17 protein-coding genes and 1 pseudogene are annotated in these 18,913 nt (G+C 50.5%); 7 read left to right on the top strand and 11 right to left on the bottom strand.

All coding sequences use genetic code 11. From position 1 onward, the window contains the following. Positions 1–362: 362 nt before the first annotated feature. The 5 genes from SAQUA_RS16155 to SAQUA_RS16175 form a co-directional block, all read right to left on the bottom strand. The gene (locus SAQUA_RS16155) at positions 363–746 is read right to left on the bottom strand and encodes a hypothetical protein (RefSeq protein ID WP_380680642.1); all 384 of its coding nucleotides are present in this window, start codon (positions 744–746) and stop codon (positions 363–365) included. A 71-nt stretch (positions 747–817) separates the two neighbouring features. After that, positions 818–1,963 carry an ABC transporter substrate-binding protein gene (locus SAQUA_RS16160; protein WP_380680645.1) on the bottom strand — a complete coding sequence of 382 codons (1,146 nt, stop codon included), beginning with the start codon at positions 1,961–1,963 and terminating at the stop codon, positions 818–820. Positions 1,964–2,347: 384 nt separating this feature from the next. Then, positions 2,348–3,007 (bottom strand): ATP-dependent Clp protease proteolytic subunit, encoded by a 660-nt coding sequence (locus SAQUA_RS16165; RefSeq protein ID WP_380680648.1) that lies wholly within the window; start codon positions 3,005–3,007, stop codon positions 2,348–2,350. A 272-nt stretch (positions 3,008–3,279) separates the two neighbouring features. Continuing rightward, positions 3,280–4,731: a tagaturonate reductase gene (locus SAQUA_RS16170; RefSeq protein WP_380680651.1), complete on the bottom strand. Its 1,452-nt coding sequence runs from the start codon at positions 4,729–4,731 to the stop codon at positions 3,280–3,282. Between the two features lie 62 nt (positions 4,732–4,793). Continuing rightward, positions 4,794–5,819: a zinc-binding alcohol dehydrogenase family protein gene (locus SAQUA_RS16175; protein WP_380680654.1), complete on the bottom strand. Its 1,026-nt coding sequence runs from the start codon at positions 5,817–5,819 to the stop codon at positions 4,794–4,796. A gap of 149 nt (positions 5,820–5,968) precedes the next feature. Between SAQUA_RS16175 and SAQUA_RS16180 the strand changes: the two genes are divergently transcribed. Both SAQUA_RS16180 and SAQUA_RS16185 read left to right on the top strand, forming a co-directional pair. After that, positions 5,969–6,874, top strand: coding sequence for an FCD domain-containing protein (locus tag SAQUA_RS16180; RefSeq protein ID WP_380680657.1), 906 nt, complete (start codon positions 5,969–5,971; stop codon positions 6,872–6,874). Between the two features lie 365 nt (positions 6,875–7,239). Further along, on the top strand, positions 7,240–8,469 hold the full coding sequence (locus SAQUA_RS16185; RefSeq protein ID WP_380681226.1) for an MFS transporter: 1,230 nt from the start codon (positions 7,240–7,242) through the stop codon (positions 8,467–8,469). 79 nt (positions 8,470–8,548) lie between these two features. Here SAQUA_RS16185 and SAQUA_RS16190 read toward each other — a convergent pair whose 3' ends face one another. The 4 genes from SAQUA_RS16190 to SAQUA_RS16205 form a co-directional block, all read right to left on the bottom strand. Further along, complete coding sequence (locus SAQUA_RS16190) at positions 8,549–9,076, bottom strand: cysteine hydrolase family protein (RefSeq protein ID WP_380680660.1); 528 nt, start codon at positions 9,074–9,076, stop codon at positions 8,549–8,551. Between the two features lie 64 nt (positions 9,077–9,140). Then, positions 9,141–10,244 (bottom strand): suppressor of fused domain protein, encoded by a 1,104-nt coding sequence (locus SAQUA_RS16195; RefSeq protein ID WP_380680663.1) that lies wholly within the window; start codon positions 10,242–10,244, stop codon positions 9,141–9,143. A gap of 353 nt (positions 10,245–10,597) precedes the next feature. Next, a complete protein-coding gene (locus tag SAQUA_RS16200; RefSeq protein WP_380680666.1) occupies positions 10,598–11,479 on the bottom strand; it encodes an oxygenase MpaB family protein in 882 nt (293 codons plus the stop codon). A 90-nt stretch (positions 11,480–11,569) separates the two neighbouring features. Further along, entirely contained in the window at positions 11,570–12,868 is a 1,299-nt protein-coding gene (locus tag SAQUA_RS16205) for an SLC13 family permease (protein WP_380680669.1), read from the bottom strand. Between the two features lie 541 nt (positions 12,869–13,409). On the opposite strand from SAQUA_RS16205, the gene SAQUA_RS16210 reads away from it, so the two are divergent. Beyond that, positions 13,410–14,255, top strand: coding sequence for a PA4780 family RIO1-like protein kinase (locus SAQUA_RS16210; RefSeq protein ID WP_380680672.1), 846 nt, complete (start codon positions 13,410–13,412; stop codon positions 14,253–14,255). 39 nt (positions 14,256–14,294) lie between these two features. Here SAQUA_RS16210 and SAQUA_RS16215 read toward each other — a convergent pair whose 3' ends face one another. Beyond that, positions 14,295–14,759, bottom strand: a complete 465-nt coding sequence (locus SAQUA_RS16215; protein ID WP_380680675.1) for a methyltransferase family protein — start codon at positions 14,757–14,759, stop codon at positions 14,295–14,297. 137 nt (positions 14,760–14,896) lie between these two features. Between SAQUA_RS16215 and SAQUA_RS16220 the strand changes: the two genes are divergently transcribed. Next, the gene (locus SAQUA_RS16220; protein ID WP_380680678.1) at positions 14,897–15,715 is read left to right on the top strand and encodes an AraC family transcriptional regulator; all 819 of its coding nucleotides are present in this window, start codon (positions 14,897–14,899) and stop codon (positions 15,713–15,715) included. On the opposite strand, the gene SAQUA_RS16225 is transcribed toward SAQUA_RS16220, so the two are convergent. After that, complete coding sequence (locus tag SAQUA_RS16225; RefSeq protein WP_380680681.1) at positions 15,691–16,284, bottom strand: LysE family translocator; 594 nt, start codon at positions 16,282–16,284, stop codon at positions 15,691–15,693. The genes SAQUA_RS16220 and SAQUA_RS16225 overlap by 25 nt on opposite strands. A 122-nt stretch (positions 16,285–16,406) precedes the next feature. Here SAQUA_RS16225 and SAQUA_RS16230 point away from each other — a divergent pair. The 3 genes and pseudogenes from SAQUA_RS16230 to SAQUA_RS16240 form a co-directional block, all read left to right on the top strand. Then, a pseudogene (locus SAQUA_RS16230) lies at positions 16,407–16,478 on the top strand (hypothetical protein); the annotation flags it as partial. A gap of 150 nt (positions 16,479–16,628) precedes the next feature. Then, positions 16,629–17,846 (top strand): MFS transporter, encoded by a 1,218-nt coding sequence (locus SAQUA_RS16235; RefSeq protein ID WP_380680684.1) that lies wholly within the window; start codon positions 16,629–16,631, stop codon positions 17,844–17,846. A gap of 119 nt (positions 17,847–17,965) precedes the next feature. Then, positions 17,966–18,859, top strand: a complete 894-nt coding sequence (locus tag SAQUA_RS16240; protein ID WP_380680687.1) for a LysR family transcriptional regulator — start codon at positions 17,966–17,968, stop codon at positions 18,857–18,859. The last annotated feature ends 54 nt before the right edge of the window (positions 18,860–18,913 follow it).

Below are 18,913 nucleotides of genomic sequence, written 5' to 3' on the forward strand. Positions count from 1 at the left end.
TCCAGTCGCAGAGTAGTATAAGCTCTGGCTCAAATGCTTAAAAGCAGATTTATACTCTAAATAATTCGAGTTGCATGACAAAAACGCAATGCGTTTTTGAACAGCGCTTGCGCTGGCCCCGTAGGGGCGAGGCCCAATTTTGGGCCGAGTAACGCGACAACACCGTGAGTCTCCAGAAGCTTACTTTGATAAGTGCCTGAGCGGGCGAGGAGAGCCACGCATAGCAATTTGAAGTATGACGAGTATGTGAGGATCACCAACGGCAGGAACTTGAAAGGAGGGTGTTTAAGCCCCCCTCTCAATTAACGTTTGTGGTTTCATTACAGATGGTTAATGAAGCATACTTTTACCAAACCACGTTTTTAATCCCCTAAGGCTGCAGTCCTGAAGTAACATCCATAAGCGTCTCCGCTCTCTTTGTCGTAAAGGAATAATGTTTCGCCACTATGCCCACTACAGGTGCTCATTTTAACAACGAATCTAATCGGGGTATAATTTTCTGGGTTACTCTTGAAATAGATAATATCTTTCTGGATTTCATACTCACCTAGTGGTGAAAGTTTCTGCTGAGAATTGGTCGCTCTGAGCAAGTGGCCATCCTTCTGATATTCATAAACAATCCATTCACCATTAGGCTTCAATCTTTTCCAACTCCCGATAATATCCTGATGATTGGTGGAATTAGCATGGGCAACGGACGTTACAACAAAAAGAACAAATGCAGAAATTGTAAGATATATTTTCATTCTTAGCTCCTTTAATAAAATATGTAAAATGAAAAGTAAAAAGCCACTTACGTTGAAGTGGCTTTCTTATATCAATGTCCTGTGTCAGGATAAATCCCCAGAACTCCTGCACTTGGTGGTCCCTTGGCCTCACCGATATATTGAGTCAGCATAGAACGGAAACGCTCCATTTTGCCTCGGTCCATCATATAATCAATAAAGTCCTGCACGTAGGCATTTTCATATTCCCAGATCGGCTTGTAGCCACCTTTAGGCTTGATATCTGTACGCACCGGCCACTGATACCAATGATTCTGTTGTTCTTCCGACAACCACCAGTTCAGATAAAGCTTGGCAGCCGCAGGGTGTTTGCAATCCTTAAAGATGGCAGCACGCTGTGCCCAGGCCATAAATGGGTCATGCTTTGGAATTGAAAATACCGCAGGATCTTCCGGGCTGCGTTCAAGTGGGCCAAACACACCGTATGCCAGTGGCATATTACCATTTTCTACTTCATCAACTGGTTTCTGGCCACCACGAGCAAATATTGGATCTTGTTTAAGGAACTTCTCCAACCATTCCCAGCCATGCTTTTCAATGACCTTCATAAACAAAAATTGGGTCGCATCATCATCGTTCGGATAATCAAGAATAATTTTCCCTTTCCACTCTGGAGCGAGATAATCCGTCGCTTCTATTGGTGGGTTTTTTACCGATTTGTGCGCCAGATTAGCAAATGAGTTGACACAAATACTCACCCAATAACCATCGGGATCTCTGAAAGGTTCATATACCTTGCTGTAACCCTTGGGTTTATACTGAAGCAATACCCCATCATCTTTCCAACGTGGGAAATTCTGCAACTCCTGCAGTTGTACAACGTCCACCGCCAAGGCTGACTTGGCTAACTGAATATCAATTCTTGCATCATGAAACTTGGAAAAATCCACGTTCATTTTCAGTTTCATTTTAGGGAAGCGTTTACGGAAAGCATTGGCATTGAAGTCTTGCTGGTCAATGGTATCACCACCAGCATATACCACCAACTCACCACCTTCTGCCAGAGCCTCCTGATAAAGTGTATCAAGGTCTTTAGTCTCTTCGGCGATATTAGCCATTCCAGAATGTTTTTTATCTGAGGACTTGGGTGATGAAAGTGTCTTTTCACTTGCCTGTGCTTTTATACCCGCCACCAATGTTGTAGCCACTGCGGCTTTAAGTAAATCTCTCCGATTCATTTCAGATCCCTCTATATCTGCTGTGGAAAAAGCTTGCCATGGAGCATGATTGGATGCAACGAAAATTGATATTTCCGTTTTACGGATATACCGGTTATTTATTTGTTCTACCTCCCTCGCTGCGAATATGATCCTCCGCATAATCAAACATCTGGCACAAGCCGTTAAGATGAAAACAATAACTTGTTAATCAGGCATATAAAAACCTAACATTTTGATCTATTCATTCAAAAAATTAGTGTAGGGAGGGAGTAATCAAATCGGGTTATATCCTAAGTAATTCGAGTTATACCCAAAAAAAATTCGAGTTGCTTGTAGGCGACTCTCGGACTTGCCACCTACAAGCAACTCGAATTATTAGCGTATATTTTAAGAAATTACTTACTATGCCGATGTAACATAGTAATTGATGTTAGATAATGGAATATCTTTCGTTATGTTAGTCGTCAGCTTGATTTTCATCGCTTCCTGCGGATTTAGAGACAGGCTACCCTGCTCGGAATATAAAATAGTTTTAATTTCAGCATCCGATAAGCTGGTGCATTTCTTATAGATTCCTTTAAATATTTCGTTACCTAGATTTATATTTCTGTTAATTATATCAACATCATTTGGTTTGGCGTCTCCTGATGGAATCGAGATACTGGCTGGATGCAGAATAAAATGGCTTCCCGGCAGGGCATATCTTTGATCAGCTGCGCAATAGAACAGAGTAGCCGCGGACGCAGTCATTGAAACATCGACCGTGGTTATTGGAATATGGGAATTCTTCACGCTCCAGTAGGCTAATCTGCCGCTATCCATATCACCACCGCCACTATTAATATAAAGTAATATTCTTTTTAGTTTTGGATAGTTAACGTTTATTTCATCAATAACCGAAGAAAGTTCTGATGCTGATTTTGGCGTCACATCAGCGGTGAAATTGACTTTCGCCTGCGTTGTTGCCGATACGTCTTCGGATATAAGTTTCGATATATCAGCATTTGCTGAATGCGTCATTGCCAGATAAATCATGCTGGTGATAATTATTTTCTTGTACATAAGCCCTCCTAATTTTCCCTATGCTAACTTTGATTATTTTTTATATCAATTTTATTCTCTATCTGTTGATTTTCTGTTTAATATGCTATTGCAGCTATCGCTTAATTATTTTTCACTCTTTAAATATTTAGTCTAACAACACGAGTTACTGACACTAAATGGGCGTGTTCTGGGTATAATAGAGAAAAGTCTTATAGCAATCGAGCGCGGATTTTATGATAGGGAAACGGCGCTCAACGCCATTTCCCTTGGTTGACAGGTTTCAAGATTAGTTACGCTATTTCATCCAACGCAGCGCGCATACCTTTGCCGATAATAGCTTGCAGATCGGCGGTAACGGCGGCGGTCAGTCCAGGCACCGCATTGAGATTTTGTCCCCAGTGCGCTTCATCGGACAACACGTTTTCCACCAGCGTGGAGAGTGTTACATCGTGATGCTTGACTCCAGTCCACCAAGTTTCAAAGCGCGTCAACCAATGAGCATCGTCCTGCAAAGCATAGCTACCTGCCTGCCGCTCGCCGCGATAGAAAGCAATCAGCGCCGCCAAGGCAAAGGTCAATCGTTTTGGCAAAGCCGCATTTTTTTGTTGGCCTGCCAGCAACTGCGGCAGAATACGCGTTCTGAATTTTGTCATTCCATTCAGCGCAATGGATAATAGTTGGTGTTGAATGAATGGGTTACGGAAACGATTCTGTACCGCTTCAGCAAACGGCAGTAACTCCTCTTGCGGCAGATCCAGTACCGGGACAATTTCTTCGGCGATGGTTCGCGCTACATAGTTGCCAATCTGTTCATCGCTCATGGCTTCGCCCACGGTATTCAAACCCGCCAGGAACGCAACCGGTACCAGCGCGGTGTGCGCGCCGTTCAGAATGGCGACCTTGCGCTCTTTGTATGGCTTGATGTCATCAACAATGTGAACGTTGAGGTCCAGTTGGTCCAGATGCAACTCTTTTGCCAGCCATTGCGGGCCCTGAATAACGAACAGGTAGAAATGCTCTGCGGTATCAAGGAAGCTATCGCGATAACCCAACTGCTGTTGCCACTGCGCTTCTTCCCCACGTGGATAACCGGTAACGATGCGATCAACCAGCGTTGAGCAGAAAGTATTATAGTTATTCAGCCAATCGCTGAACGCCTGCGGCAATTGCCATTGTTGTGCATAACGCAGAACATACTCTTTCAGCGTTTCGCCGTTGTAGTCGATCAATTCGCACGGCAGTATCACCCACCCCTTGTCCACAGCCCCGGCAAAGTGGGTGAAGCGCTCGAACAGCAGGCGTGTCAACTTGGCCGGGAAACTGGCGGCTGGTGCATCGCTAAATTTATCGTCGGGCAAGTAACTAATGCCTGCTTCGGTAGTATTGGAGAAAACAAAGCGGATATCTGGATTGTGGGCCAGCGCCAGATAACTGTCATATTGCTGATAGACGTTTATTTCTCGATTTACCGAACGGATCAGGCGCGGTTCGCAAACTGCCTCTCCCTGCTCATTCAACCCACGAATAATAGTAGTATAGAGTCCGTCCTGGGTGTTCAATGAGGGGGGCTGTTCACTATTGATCGGGCGCACCACCACCACACCCGCATCAAGACCGGTATGCTGGTTTAATAAGTCGATTTGCCAATCAATAAAGGCACGCAAAAAATTCCCCTCACCAAATTGTATAATTCGATCGGGATACTGTGCGCCGGGAAACTCACTCCGATTTAATTGCTTCATTATTACTCCTTGCATCCAGTGATATCGAGGAATTGCCAATAGCAAAACCTGAATTAAATAATTCAATTAAAATGAATAACGCCCTTGATCAACTGTTTATTATTAATCACTTCCGTCTGGTATTTATCTGCCAAGGTAGCAAAATCAAATTGATGTGAAAGCATCATCTCAGCAGTTATTTTCCCGGCAGCCATCAATTTGCAAACCTTGATAAAATCCTCTCTGGTTGCATTACGGCTGCCCATCATCGTGGTTTCTTTTTTATGAAATTCGGGATCGGAGAACTGCAGATCGCCTTTGAACAGGCCGACAAAAGTGATGCTGCCGCCGTGGCGGATCAGGTTAACGCTATGGTTCATCGCTTGCTGATTGCCAGTGGCATCAATGATTTTTGCTGCCAGCATGCCGGAGAAACTTGCTCGTAACGCCGCCTCAAAACCCTCTTCAGCCGGGTTCAGCGTGGTTAATCCAAGCATCTTCTCCACATGGGCACGGCGCTGTGCACTGGTATCAGCCACTATCACCTTTGCTCCATCCGCCTTGGCAATTGCCGCAGCGCCAAGGCCAATCGGCCCGGCTCCCACGACCAGCAGATGATCGTCTGGTGCCACGGCTGCACGCCGAACGGCATGGGCGCTAATGGCAAAAGGTTCAATCAATGCGGCTGCCTGAGCCTCCACGTCATCTACTGCCAGCAAATTGCTGACCGGGACGCTTAAGAACTCACTGAAACCACCATCCTGATGCACACCAATCACTGAGATATTCTCACAACAGTTGGGCCTACCGCTATTGCAAGCCCCACAGTGATGGCAGGAAATGTAAGGGATCACCGTCACACGCTGCCCGACTTGCAGTTCGCTGACCTGATTACCCACGCTGACAATATGCCCACATATTTCGTGGCCAAGCACACGCGGATAGCTGAAAAAAGGCTGTTGGCCAGACCAGGCGTGAATGTCCGTACCACAAATGCCCACCGTCAGAATTTTTAGCACCGCTTCATCCACTGCGGGTTGCGGTATCGGTCGCTGTTGGTAAACCAAACGGGTCGGTTCCAGACAAACAAGCGTATTCATTGTGGCCATGATTTCTCCTCCAGTAATGTGGGAGCTGTTATCAGGCAAAATGAGCGGTGCCGTTTAGCTGACGAGATAAAATTGTGAGTCAGCACAAAATAAACCGGTTTAAATGGGTTTTAAATACGTAAAAACCACCAACAGCGTTAAGGATGCCAATGAGCAGAACGCAAAACCTGCGGCAAAATGTCGTGAACCAGATGATCGACGGCATCATTAACGGCCATATCCGTTCACCTTTGCCCTCTCAGGCCGCTCTGGCAGAAATGTATAACATTAGTCGCACCACGGTACGTCACACATTGAAGCATCTGCATCAGCGAGGCGTGTTGGAAAAGGTCAATGATGACTACGTGATCTTGCGGATGCCGCTGGCTGAAGACGGTTTTGAATGCATGAACCACTCTTTGGATGAACAAGGCAAACTGTTTGAGAAAGCTTTCTACCAGATGATCAATCAAAAGCAACTGCGTGCAGGTGACTCATTTACCGAGTTACAGCTTTCACGGGCGGTGAACGTCAGCCCGGTGGTAGTACGCGAATTCCTGTTGCGTTTCAGCCGCTTTGATCTGATCGACAACGTTCGGCGCGGTCAATGGAGCATGAAAAAGTTTGAGCAGGACTATGCCGAACAGCTTTTTGAACTGCGCCAAATGTTGGAAACCCACGCGCTGACACGTTTTATTAATCTCCCCGCACACGATGGGCGTTGGTTACAGGCGAAAGAGCTATTAAACCGCCACCGTCAATTGCGTGACACCATCAGCAATAACTATCGCTTGTTCTCCCAGTTGGACCGTGACTTTCATAGCCTGATCCTCTCAGCTGCCAATAACCCGTTTTTCAACCAGTCACTGGAGATCATTTCGGTGATATTTCACTTCCACTACCAATGGGACGAAACCGATCTCAAGCAGAGGAATATCATTGCGATTGAAGAACATATGGCGATCCTGAGTGCACTTATCTGCCGTAACGATCAAGAAGCAGCCCGCGAACTACACCGCCATCTTGATACCGCCAAACAGTCGATGATCCGTTCTATCAAGCAGGACACGGCCTGATTTTTATTGATAAAAAACCATACCAACCGGCATTTAAAACCGATAAAAAACAGCAAAATTCTAACTTCCGCACGGAACCGGTTAAAAAAGACCCCACTTATTATTTTGCCCCCTAGGCTGAATTATTCAATTAGCTGCCAGCGAAGCGCATGGCTTTATACCGTTGTAAATAAACTATCCGGGGCCATACCCAGGAAGAATAAATATGTCTAATACGGAATTATGGAGGCAAGTAAGTGGAAAAAGTAACGAGAGTAAATAATGGGAACGAACAGGTGGAAAATTATCCCGAGAAGCTCAAGCCCACACCAACCTGTGGAATAATAGAGCGTTCTGCAAGAATTAAAAAAATACAGACCACGGCTATGATCCTATTATTCTTTGCTGCCGTAATTAATTTTCTCGACCGCAGCTCACTTTCGGTAGCGAACTCAACTATTCGTGAGGAAATGGGGTTGAGCGGTACGGAAATTGGCTTGCTGCTCTCCGCATTTTCTTTAGCTTATGGAATTGCTCAATTACCCTGTGGCCCCCTGTTGGATCGTAAAGGGCCACGCATCATGCTTGGTTTGGGGATGTTTATCTGGTCCCTGTTCCAAACCTTTTCTGGCATGATCCACAACTTTAGCCAGTTTATTCTGGTGCGTATCGGCCTGGGCATCGGCGAAGCACCAATGAACCCCTGCGGTGTTAAAGTCATCAATGATTGGTTCAATATCAAAGATCGCGGTATGCCGATGGGCATTTTTAACTCGGCATCTACCATCGGGTTGGCTATCAGCCCACCGATCCTCACCGCCATGATGCTATTGCTTGGCTGGCGCGGCATGTTTATCACCATCGGTTTATTAGGTATCGCGCTGTCTATCGGCTGGTACCTGATTTACCGCAACCGTGAAGACATCAATCTGAGCGCACAGGAAGAAACCTATCTCAATGCAGGCAGCGTCAGCACCCGCCGCGAGCCGATGAACTTCAAGGAGTGGCGTTCACTGTTCCGCAACCGCACCATGTGGGGGATGATGATTGGCTTCAGCGGCATCAACTATACCGCCTGGTTGTATCTGGCCTGGCTGCCGGGTTATCTGCAAACCACCTACCACCTGGATTTGAAGAGCACCGGCATGTTGGCAGCTATCCCATTCCTGTTTGGGGCTGCTGGCATGCTGTCAAACGGATTTGTCACCGATTTCCTGGTTCGCAGTGGTATGGCACCGCTCAAGAGCCGTAAAATCTGTATCGTTGCCGGGATGCTGTTGTCCGCCGGGTTTACTTCCGTGGTAGCGCAAGCGACCACCACCAGCAGCGCCGTGGCATTAATCAGCATGGCCTTGTTCTGTATCCACTTCGCCGGAACTTCGTGCTGGGGTTTGATCCACGTAGCGGTTAGCTCGCGCATGACGGCCTCGGTGGGCAGTATTCAAAACTTCGCCAGCTTTGTGTTCGCCTCATTTGCCCCGGTGATCACCGGCTGGATCCTGGATACCACCAACTCCTTCAGCCTTGCACTAACCATCTGTTCGTGCGTGACGCTGATAGGTGCGCTGTCTTATATATTTATTGTCAAACACCCGATTGGAGACCAAGCGGCCTGACAGTAAACCGTCAGAATAAGGCTAAAGAAATGCCGCCTGAACTGAACAGGCGGCATTATTTCGCGCAGCCCGAGGAGCCTTAGAAACAGATTTCTTCTGTCGGCACCGCGCTGATCGCCACGCCAAAGCTCTTGATGTTCGACAACGACGCATTATGGTGAGCACGGATCTGCAAGCCGCTAGCATGGGGTTTGTCATGGCTGGTGTGCGCATCTGCCGCCAACACAACTGGATAACCCAAACCGGCCGCTCGGCGCGTGGTGGTATCGACACAAAACTCTGTCGAATAGCCGCAGATCACCAGTTGCGTAACGCCTTCAGCAATCAGCAACTTACCCAGATTGGTGCGCAAAAATGAATCTGGCGTGGTTTTATCCACCCGATAATCACCCTCTTTGACCTGCAACTCTGGGTGAATTTGCCATGCCTCACCGCCATAACGTAATTCGTCATCCGCTGTCTGGTGCTGGATGAAGATCACTGGCGCACCTGCCCGGCGTGCACGTTCGCACAGTTGATTGATCCGCACCACAACCGCCCCGGCATCCGCTGGCGGCGGAACGAATAACCCTTGTTGTACATCGATAACCAATACCGCAGACTTCATTAAAATCTCCATGGCGCTAAAAAAACAACCTGACGACTTGTGCTAATTTACGATCTGTTACCTTTCACTTTATCGGCTGGCGCGGGCGGAAAACCAGATCAATACCCTGCTCTCGCATTCTGTTTACCAGACTGTACCCACCGTCCGGCGAGGTTTGCGCCAAAACTCGTTCATCTTCAAATATCGGACTCGCCCAGAAAATATTGACCGGATCGCCATACTGTTTAGGCAACGCCAGATTTTCACTGCCGGGATAGAATGAAGAAGAGAGAACGTAACCGGCGTAGCCTGCGGGGACCACTTCCGACACCAGCGTATGGCCTTCACCAAACCAAGTGATTTTCGCCCAAGGCACATGGGCAAACCCTGCTAATGCGCTGGCCATCTGCACAGCATCCTCTTCGGTCATATACTGCCCGTCAATGGCGATCCCCATTTCCATACGGCGATAACCGGCAGCTTCGTCGCAGAACAGGGCATCAACCCATGGCATAGGCCGGATGCTGCAGCCAATAGTCATAAAATAGTAAACACCTTCGCGCTGATGCTGGGTAATTGCCATTGGTGGCCATTTCCCCTGATCGATGGCGTAATACTTCACCGTAGGGCCAAAGTGCGGTTCATAGCAGGCTTGATAGTCGCACTGCATTTTCGGCCATGGGTTACCCTCTTCACGCTGCCAGCTCTGCCAAAACTGGCGCGTGTTTTCCGCCTGGGTATATTGAGCATCGGCGGGATCGGCAGCAAGTGGATGGGCCAGCGGATTCTCTTTGACGCAACCGGCGGAATAACACACCGCCTGCTCGCTATACAAACTCCATCCGGGGATCACGGCTAACAGTTGGTCGTCATACCACAGTGCGGCACCGTCATCACTTTCCGTCCAGATCACCATTAGCCTTTCAGCGAGCAGCGGTGCTTCTCCTTGCGGGGTACGGCAATATTCGGCAGCCAACATCGGTGGTAATCCGGCTTCAATAGCGGCCAGATCTTCCCGTTGCGGGGCGGTGCCAAGATTGCGCAACCAGCAGGCTCGAACCTGAAAACGTTCAGCGAACTCTTCCGTTGGGTAGATATAAAAATAGGCAGCCCGGCTATCTTGCTGAACCACCGCGACCAAAGTTTGGTTCTCGTTGCTGACCTCAGCAAGCACATTTGACTCGTTCATGTCACCTCAATGAGTTCACAGCGAATTATTGTTCTGCATACTAGGCTGTGTCCCTTAATTGCCCGTGGTGCCGTCGCAGACCCAAAAGCCCGTTATCAAGGCGGAGGGTGAAGAGCAGAGTGGCCCTCTGTTCAAGCCCGACTTTACTTCGAACGGGCTTTTGGGGCGCGACCCTTCGGGCTGGGGCCATTTGCGCGCATTGCGGCGTTGTTCGCCGCTTATTGGGTCCACCAAACCTCGCGGCTCTCGCCTTGCCCTGTGCGCAAATGACCGCCAGCGGCGCTCGCGTGCAATTAAGGGACACAGCCTAGATTGTATTTCCCCACGTGTAAAACGCCTGCTTGGCCAGGAGGCTAAATACCTGGCTTGGTACTTTTGTTGATCCTGCGCATCGCCCGGTGGTAGGAACCGTTGCGCACTGAGGCACGTAAAACCTTCCCTATCCCCGCAACGCCAATGCGCACCCCTCGTCGCTTTACGGTGCCGGGATCCAACCCCAGTTGCTGCTGCGCCCAGTCGGGTAACAGGTCGATCCCCGCCTGTATCACCATTGCCCCTACTGGCCGCGCCAACCTGCTGGGAGCAGGTGCTGCCAAGAGAATCCGCGCCACTTCCAACGTTCGCTCATCACAGATCAATTGCGAGCGCATCTGCTGCAAGTAGTCAGCCACCGCCGCACAGGAGGTGGGAACGTCACGCGCTCCCAAGGCTTCAGCAACGCGGGCCGCCTCACGGTAATACTGGTCTTGCTGGGGCAGAGAAAGGTTTGGATTGCGGTAACGTAAATGGGCAGCCAGGAAACGGCTGCTTTCGGCAACATGCACCCAGGTTAGCAGTTGCGGATCGCTGGCAGCATAAGGCTGACCATGAGCCACTCCGGTCACACGTAAATGAATGGCTTTGACCTTGTCGATCAGGCGTTGTGCATCGGCCGTTGAACCATAGGTTGTGACAGAGATAAATTGACTGGTACGCCGCAGACGGCCAAGCATGTCTTCACGAAAATTGGAATGGTCCCACACCCCAGCCAACGCCAGCGGATGCAGCATCTGCAGCAGCAACGCACTAACACCGCCGCAGAGCATAGAGGTAAAATCCCCATGAACCTGCCAGATAACCGACTGGGGGCCAAAAAGACCGGGATCGCCTGGCGGATTTTCGAAATCTACTCCGCCCAATGCCAGCCCAGTCAGGCTAAGCACCTGTTTTTCAATCGCTGCACGTATGATTTCCATGCCGAACCCTGATCCAACCACCGTGGTTCCAGTCTACCATGACTTGCCGTGGGAACTGCAGGACACATCGGCTGTTTTACTTTGCTGAATTTAACCGAAACTGCCCAACAATCTGAACCACAGATAATCCAGCGGTACCAACAGCCCGAATGTCAACACGGCAACCAGCAGGCACAGTTTCAATCCTTCCCGTGGCGGGACCTTTCCCATCCCCATAGCGACCACTATCGGCGAAGCCTGATAGGGCAGTAGCGGCGTGGCATAACCGATCACCTGCGTCATCAGTACCGTTGCCAACGGCAACCCACTACCTTCCGCTAATACTTGCGCCAGTGGCGTGAACAGGGCCGGCACTCCATTGGCTGTTACCACAAAATTCAGCAAGGTGGTTAAGCCGATCATCGAACTGAAAGCCACAAATGGACGCCCCTGTGTTTGCGGTATCGCATCCAGCAAGGCGTTGCCAAGCCAATCACCCAATCCAGAGTGACTCACCAGTGCCGTCAGCCCTAATATCCCCGCCACATAGATACAGGTACGAATATTAACGCCAGCAGCAAATTGTTCCCCAGTCAGGAAACCGATACGTGGTAACAGACAGAGGCAGGCAGCAGATAGACCAACCCAGGCCGCAGGAATACCGTGCCAGCTGTCGGTGATCCACAGCAGCACGGTGGCAACCAACAACAAGATCAGCCGCCATTCCGCCGCAGTGAGCACACTGTTCTCGGGTATTTTCTCCACTGCCTGCGGTTTGGCAGGAAACAGCCAACAGATACACAGGGTCAGTAGCACGCCTTTTGCCAGCCCGAGGATCGGCGCATGCAGGATCAGGTATGCCAAATAGGTGAAGTGGATCCCAAAGGTACTTTCTGCCGCCCCACTCATCACTAAGTTAGGGACATTGGCGGGTAAGATGCTGGCTGAAAGCTGGAAAGTACCCAAGCCAACCGCCAATGCCAATCCATAACGGCCACGGGTTCCCTCTGCCAGCCCAGCACGGCCTGCCAGCACCATGATGATTGGCATTAGTAGGGTGATACGACCCATATTCGATGGCATAACAAATGCCAGCGCGTAACTGATCGCAACCACACCGCCCACCAGACGCGGCCATGAGCCCGCCAATAGCGGCAGAATTCGATTGGCAAGCCGGTCCGCCAAGCCTGTTGAACGAATCGCCGTGCCCAGCACAAAACCACTCAATACCAACCAGAAGGCCGAAGAAGCAAAGCCTGAGAAAACCACGCTGGCCGGAGCAAGTTGCAGTACCATCACTGCCGCAAAGAACAAAAGAGCGACCAGATACTCAGGTAAACGCGACGTTGCCCATAACGCGATCACTATCAATGTGATCAGGGCAGAAACGCCCATCGGATACCCCATCATTTTTGCCGCCCATTGATTGTTAGTATTTTGTTATAAAAGGATTTTATAGTCTCATAGCGAACAACATTGAATGGTGAGAGGGTTCACAATCCCACATCGATTTTCTACATAACCAGGCTGACCAACGATTATTGGCGATACCCTACCTTATAGATCTCGGCTTGTAGCGCGAGCCGTTTACCCCCTCGGACGATTTAACAGCATGACAACAGTATTTAGCGCCCGTCAGTGGTAAGGTAATAGGCCTCGAAGGAGTGAATTTTGCATCTAAATCCCGGTGCGACTTCCTCGATAACCGCAAGGACGTTATCATGGCCACTGAATCGGCCGATGCAGATTTTTCATTCAACGCAGGCAGAGCTAACGCAGCGGTTGTTTAATTCACAGCACTAATAGCCACACCTCACGCTGGTGATTAAGCTGTTTTTTTACCTTTCAGGTCAATACCGTTATCAGCGGCTTGAAGCACAATGGATATATATTTACGTTATGACCATAAGCAAAATATTCACACCGGAGCCTAAATAAGGTACAAGGCTGCATGAAAATTCCAAAACGACTCCAGCCATTGGTAGATGATGGTTTAATCGACGACGTCATCCGCCGTTTGAAAAGTGGTAAAGAAGCCGACGTTTTTATCGTGCGTTGCGGTGAAGAGATCCGCTGCGCCAAAGTGTATAAAGAAGCTGAAAAGCGAAACTTCAAGCAGGCGGTTAACTACCAGGAAGGCCGCAAGGTTCGCAACAGCCGTGATGCGCGCGCCATGAACAAGGGTTCCAAATTTGGCCGTCAGCAACAGGAAGAAGCCTGGCAGAATACTGAAGTGGATGCACTCTACCTGCTTGCCAAGGCGGGTGTGCGTGTACCTCAACCGGATATCTGCCTGGACGGCGTGCTATTGATGGAACTTATCACTGACGAAGAAGGTCTGGTGGCACCGCGCCTGAGCGACGTGACGTTAACGCCCGAACAGGCACTGCACGACCACGCCTTGATGATGAACTATGCGGTGCGCATGCTGTGTGCGGGACTGGTCCACGGCGATCTGTCAGAATTCAACGTGTTGATGGATAAAAATGGGCCAGTAATTATTGATCTGCCGCAGGTAGTGGATGCCGCCGCCAACAATCATGCCAAAAGCATGTTTGAGCGCGATATCAATAATATGACGCAATATTACGGCCAGTTTGCGCCGCAACTGCTTGGCAGCAAGTACGCTAAAGAAATCTGGGCACTCTATCAGGAGGGTAATTTGACGCCAGAAAGCGAACTGACCGGTAAATATATCGAAAGCAACAAGCGGGCAGACGTTGGCTCCATACTGGAAGAGATCCAGGCCGCCAGCGATGAACACCAGCGCCAACTACTGGCCCGTAAGGAAGAGTAACCTTTAGCCCCGGCCCGTAACGCCGGGGAACTCACTACCTTACAACCAACGCCTGACTCGGCGGCAAAAAGACGTATAGTCTTCGCCAAAGCGTGCCTGCAGAAACTTTTCCTCACGTGGGATCTGTACCCCATCCAGATAGGCAAAATAGAGCAACCACCATAACCAGACTCCCCATCCACCCAGCGCCAACGCCCAGGCTGCCAGCAACAGCATTTGCCCAAGATAGATCGGATTGCGGCTGAAACGAAAACTCCCGCTAACGATAAGCGCACTGACCTGCTGCAACTTTTGTGGATGAAGTGTAGTTCCTGCGCGCAGAAAAGACCGGCTGGCGCTGAACATGATTGCCGCAGCAATCACCAGCAACAGCGCACTGCCCGAAAGGTTAGCAAAGCGCACTTGCCACTGTTCGTCCGCCAACCAACGAGCGACCAACATCCCCAGCGCACATACCGCCATCACTACCGGCGGCAATACTAGCTTATTCAGCCACGTTGCCATTTCTCTGCTCCTTGCCACGCTTGTGTATGAAAAATCAACCTAGGCTGTGTTCCTTAACTGGGACACAGCCTAGTGTTCCCCCACCAACGACTTTACGCTATAACAATGGCTGCGTGTAAAGAACCCAGGAATATACGATGGCCGATGATGCCCCACAATTCTGGCGCGACGAGCGCTTACCGTTTGTTGAAGCCCGTGCTATCGAGGATGGCCGAAAGCTCTGTTATTCTCTGCATAGTCACGCGTTTTTTTCTATTGGGGCTATTACCGCCGGTACCAGCACTTATATCAATGGTTCCCAACATCTGCAGGTTAAAACTGGCGACGTGGTCATCATTAATCCGCAGCAGGCGCATGGCTGTAACCCGATAGGTAACCAGCGTTGGGCCTATATCATGTTTTACGTCGACCCACGCTGGCTGACCTTGCTACAGCAGGAAAATACCGCGGGTGATTTCGTGCCATTTACTCCGATTATCAGCCAGGATGCGGAACTCTTCAGTGGCCTGAACCAGCTTTATACGCTGTTAACTCATTCGTCGTTCTGCCATTGGGAAAAACAGGAAGCTCTGGTCGATTATTTCACCACGCTGTCAATGCGATTGGGGGTAACAGCGGCCAGTCAACCGGATATCAACCCCAAGTTGGAAAAAGCTGCCGCTTTTATCCGCAACCACTGCACCCAGTCACTGACGTTGGAGGCGATCTGCCAAGCATCTGCACTTTCCCCGTCCTACCTGATCCGCTCATTCAAGAAACGGTATGGTATGACGCCGCACGCCTATCTGGTCAACCAACGCATCCAGTATGGCCATCACCTATTGAAACGTGGTTTGCCCATTGCTGCGGCGGCCAACGAAAGTGGATTCGCCGATCAGGCGCACTTTCAGCGCACCTTCAAGCAGTTACTGGCGGCCACGCCCGGCCAGTATCAAACCCCTTCGGCAAGCAAATAGCAGGCGCTGGCCGCTAACAGCAGCGCCATCAAGCGGTTGAAGCGCTGCACATTGCGTGTGCTTTTCAACAGGCTGCTGAGCATCGCTCCGGCATATGCCCAACAGGCCACCGAAGCATAACAAATCACAAAATAGATCAGGGCAAACTGCCACAATAACCGCATCTCCCCTTCGCCAACAAAAGCGCCCATACTGGCGATCGAAGCCAGCCAAGCCTTCGGATTCAACCATTGCAATAAAGCACCATACCAATAAGAGGGTTCTTTTTGCCGATTACCCTGCCCCAACTGCCCGTTATCTGCAGCAAGTTGATAGGCCATGTACAACAGAAAAGCCACGCCAGCCCAGAAGATCGCCGTGGTTAAGCCCGGCCAGTGAGTCAAGACCTCGTGCAGCCCCAGCCCCACTAACACCAGTAACAGGGTGAAACCCAGCGTCGCCCCGGTCACATGCCGTAGGCTGGCATGAAAACCGAATTGCGCCCCACTGCTGAGAGCCACAATGTTTACCGGGCCGGGAGTAATCGAAGAAGCCAAAGCAAAAGCGGCCATAGAAAGATAAAGCGTCATAGTTTGCACCTGTAAAAGAGTTACCGGTGCCAGCGTGCCTTGTTACCGCGCATGAGTATTGAACAAAATTGCCCAAGGATAACCCGCTCCCTTGGTGGCATTGCAGCATCTGCCCCCACAAAATGTATGCCGACCAATTAACGCTGGTCGATCATGGCTTAACCACTTCTCTGTGGAAAGCGCCGGGGCTTTAATCACAGCGAGCCACGTTGATTGTTCCCATAGAGAAACAGTGTAACTACAGAACATGGATTTATCCGCCGTTCAGGACTGAGTAACTTGTGATCTCGGTCACTCGTATGCAGTGCGTGCGGGTTGCGTATTCACCTGAAATGAGCGGTACTATGCTGAATAATAAAGATAAACCTGCTTCATCACCGTGGCTGGCGATTTTTTCGCTAACCGTTGCCTGTTTTGTCATGGTTACCACCGAGTTTCTACCTATCGGGCTACTCACCAACATCGCTTCTTCAATGGATGTCAGTACCGGTAAAGCCGGTCTGATGATCACCATACCCGGTATTGTTGCCGCTGTGGCCGCGCCGCTGCTGAGCCTGCTCTCCGGCCGACTCGACCGGCGGTTATTGATGTTGTACCTTTCCGCGCTGTTAATCATTTCCAATCTGGTTTCCGCGCTGGCCGTCAATTTCCCCATGATGCTAATGGGACGGGTCCTGTTGGGTGTCTCGGTCGGCGGTTTCTGGTCTTTCGCCGCCAGCTATGGCCGCCATCTGGTGCCCGTTGCCAGCCAGGGCCGGGCAACCGCCCTGATCCTCAGCGGTATCTCCGTCGGTGCCGTGTGTGGTGTACCGGCAGGAGCGCTGATTGGCGATCTGTTCAACTGGCGTGCTGCCTTCTTCGGCAGCGCAGTATTGGCCAGCATCGTGTTACTGGCGCAAATGCGCCTGCTCACCTCGGTACCGCCTACTCGCGCGGTAACACCGAACGATCTGCTGTTGCCACTGCGGCTCCCCATGGCACGCATTGGGTTAATCGCTATCGTGCTGCTATTTGCTGGCCACTTTGCTGCTTACACCTACTTGCGCCCACTGTTGCAACAGGTGTTTGCCCTCAGCCCAACCGCAATTTCACTGCAATTGCTGGCTTATGGTGCAATCGGCCTGCTGGGAACCTTCCTGGGAGAACGCCTGGCGGAACGTAGTCTGCGTGCCACCTTTATCCTAATCACGGTAATGCTGGCTGGCATCCTGATTATTTCGCCATTACTGAGTGGGATCCCCGGTGCTACGCTGATGGTACTGGTATGGGGGCTGGCATTTGGCGCAGTGCCAGTCTGTGCCGCCAACTGGATGTTTGATGCTGTGCCTCAGGCACCTGAAGCCGGTCAAGCGTTGCTGGTGAGCGTGATCCAGATAGCCTTGGCGTCGGGTTCGATGCTCGGAGGCGAGGTCGTTGACTGGCAAGGAGTGAGCAGTGCAATGCTGTTTGGCGGCGCATTGATCCTCTCTGCCACGCTGGTATTTGGTTGGTCGCTACGCACCAAGAGAACGGCCTTATCCCCACTTGCCAATACGGATGCAAAAGCCTGCCCTCAAGACTGAGGTAACGTTGTTAACGGCATAACCACCCTGTAAAATAGCCGGAATAGAACGCTCATCAACATTATTTACCCACAGAAACTTACCCCGGCGAAATGCCGGGGTAAGACATTCGGAGCGATATGGATCATCATCTGCTTGCTATTCGCGTGTTTACCCGCGTAGTGGAAACCGGTGGCTTTACCCGTGCCGCTGATTCGTTGGGTATGCCAAAAGCCACCGTCACCAAACTGATCCAGAACCTGGAAAATCATCTGCAGACCAAGCTCTTTCAGCGTACAACGCGCAGCGTTTCGGTTACCTCAGAAGGAGAGTGCTACTACCAGCGCACAATCAAGTGGCTGGCAGAACTTGAGCAGATGGAAAGTCACATTACCGATTCACAAGCGGCGCCACAGGGCGTGTTACGCATTGATGCGGGGGGAACCACCGCACGGCAGGTACTGTTACCCGCTCTCCCCGATTTTATCGCACGCTATCCGCAGATTCAGATCGATCTGGGAGTAAGCGATCGGATCATTGATTTGATCAACGATAGCGCAGACTGTGTGATCCGCAGCGGGCCACTGGCCGACTCCAGCCTGATTGCCCGGCGGTTATTCGCGCTGAAATGGGTAACTTGTGCCACACCGGCCTACATTGCTCGCCACGGCACGCCGCAGCACCCTAACGATCTGCAACAGGGATATCCATTAGCGCACTATCGCCACGCGCTGAACGATCGCATACAGCCACTGCAATTTGTCGATAAGGGCAAAGAGATCGACATCCTGCATCGCTACTATATCAGCGTGAACGAAAGCAATGCTCATCTGGCATCCGTGCTGGCAGGCCTCGGGATTATTCAAACCTTTCGTTTTATGGCGCAGCCCCATCTGGACAGTGGCGAACTGGTCAGCCTGCTGGACAGTTGGCAACCGCCCGACGAGTCTATGTATGTGGTGTACCCTTCCAACCGCCATCTAAGTGCCAAACTGCGGGTATTTATCGACTGGGCAATAGAAAGATTCAGCTAGACTGGGCGCTTCATTGTCCATCAGCAATACGGCCTAGGCTGTGATAATATAAAT

This window comes from Serratia aquatilis (assembly GCF_044865145.1).
Classification (GTDB): Bacteria; Pseudomonadota; Gammaproteobacteria; order Enterobacterales; family Enterobacteriaceae; genus Chania; species Chania aquatilis.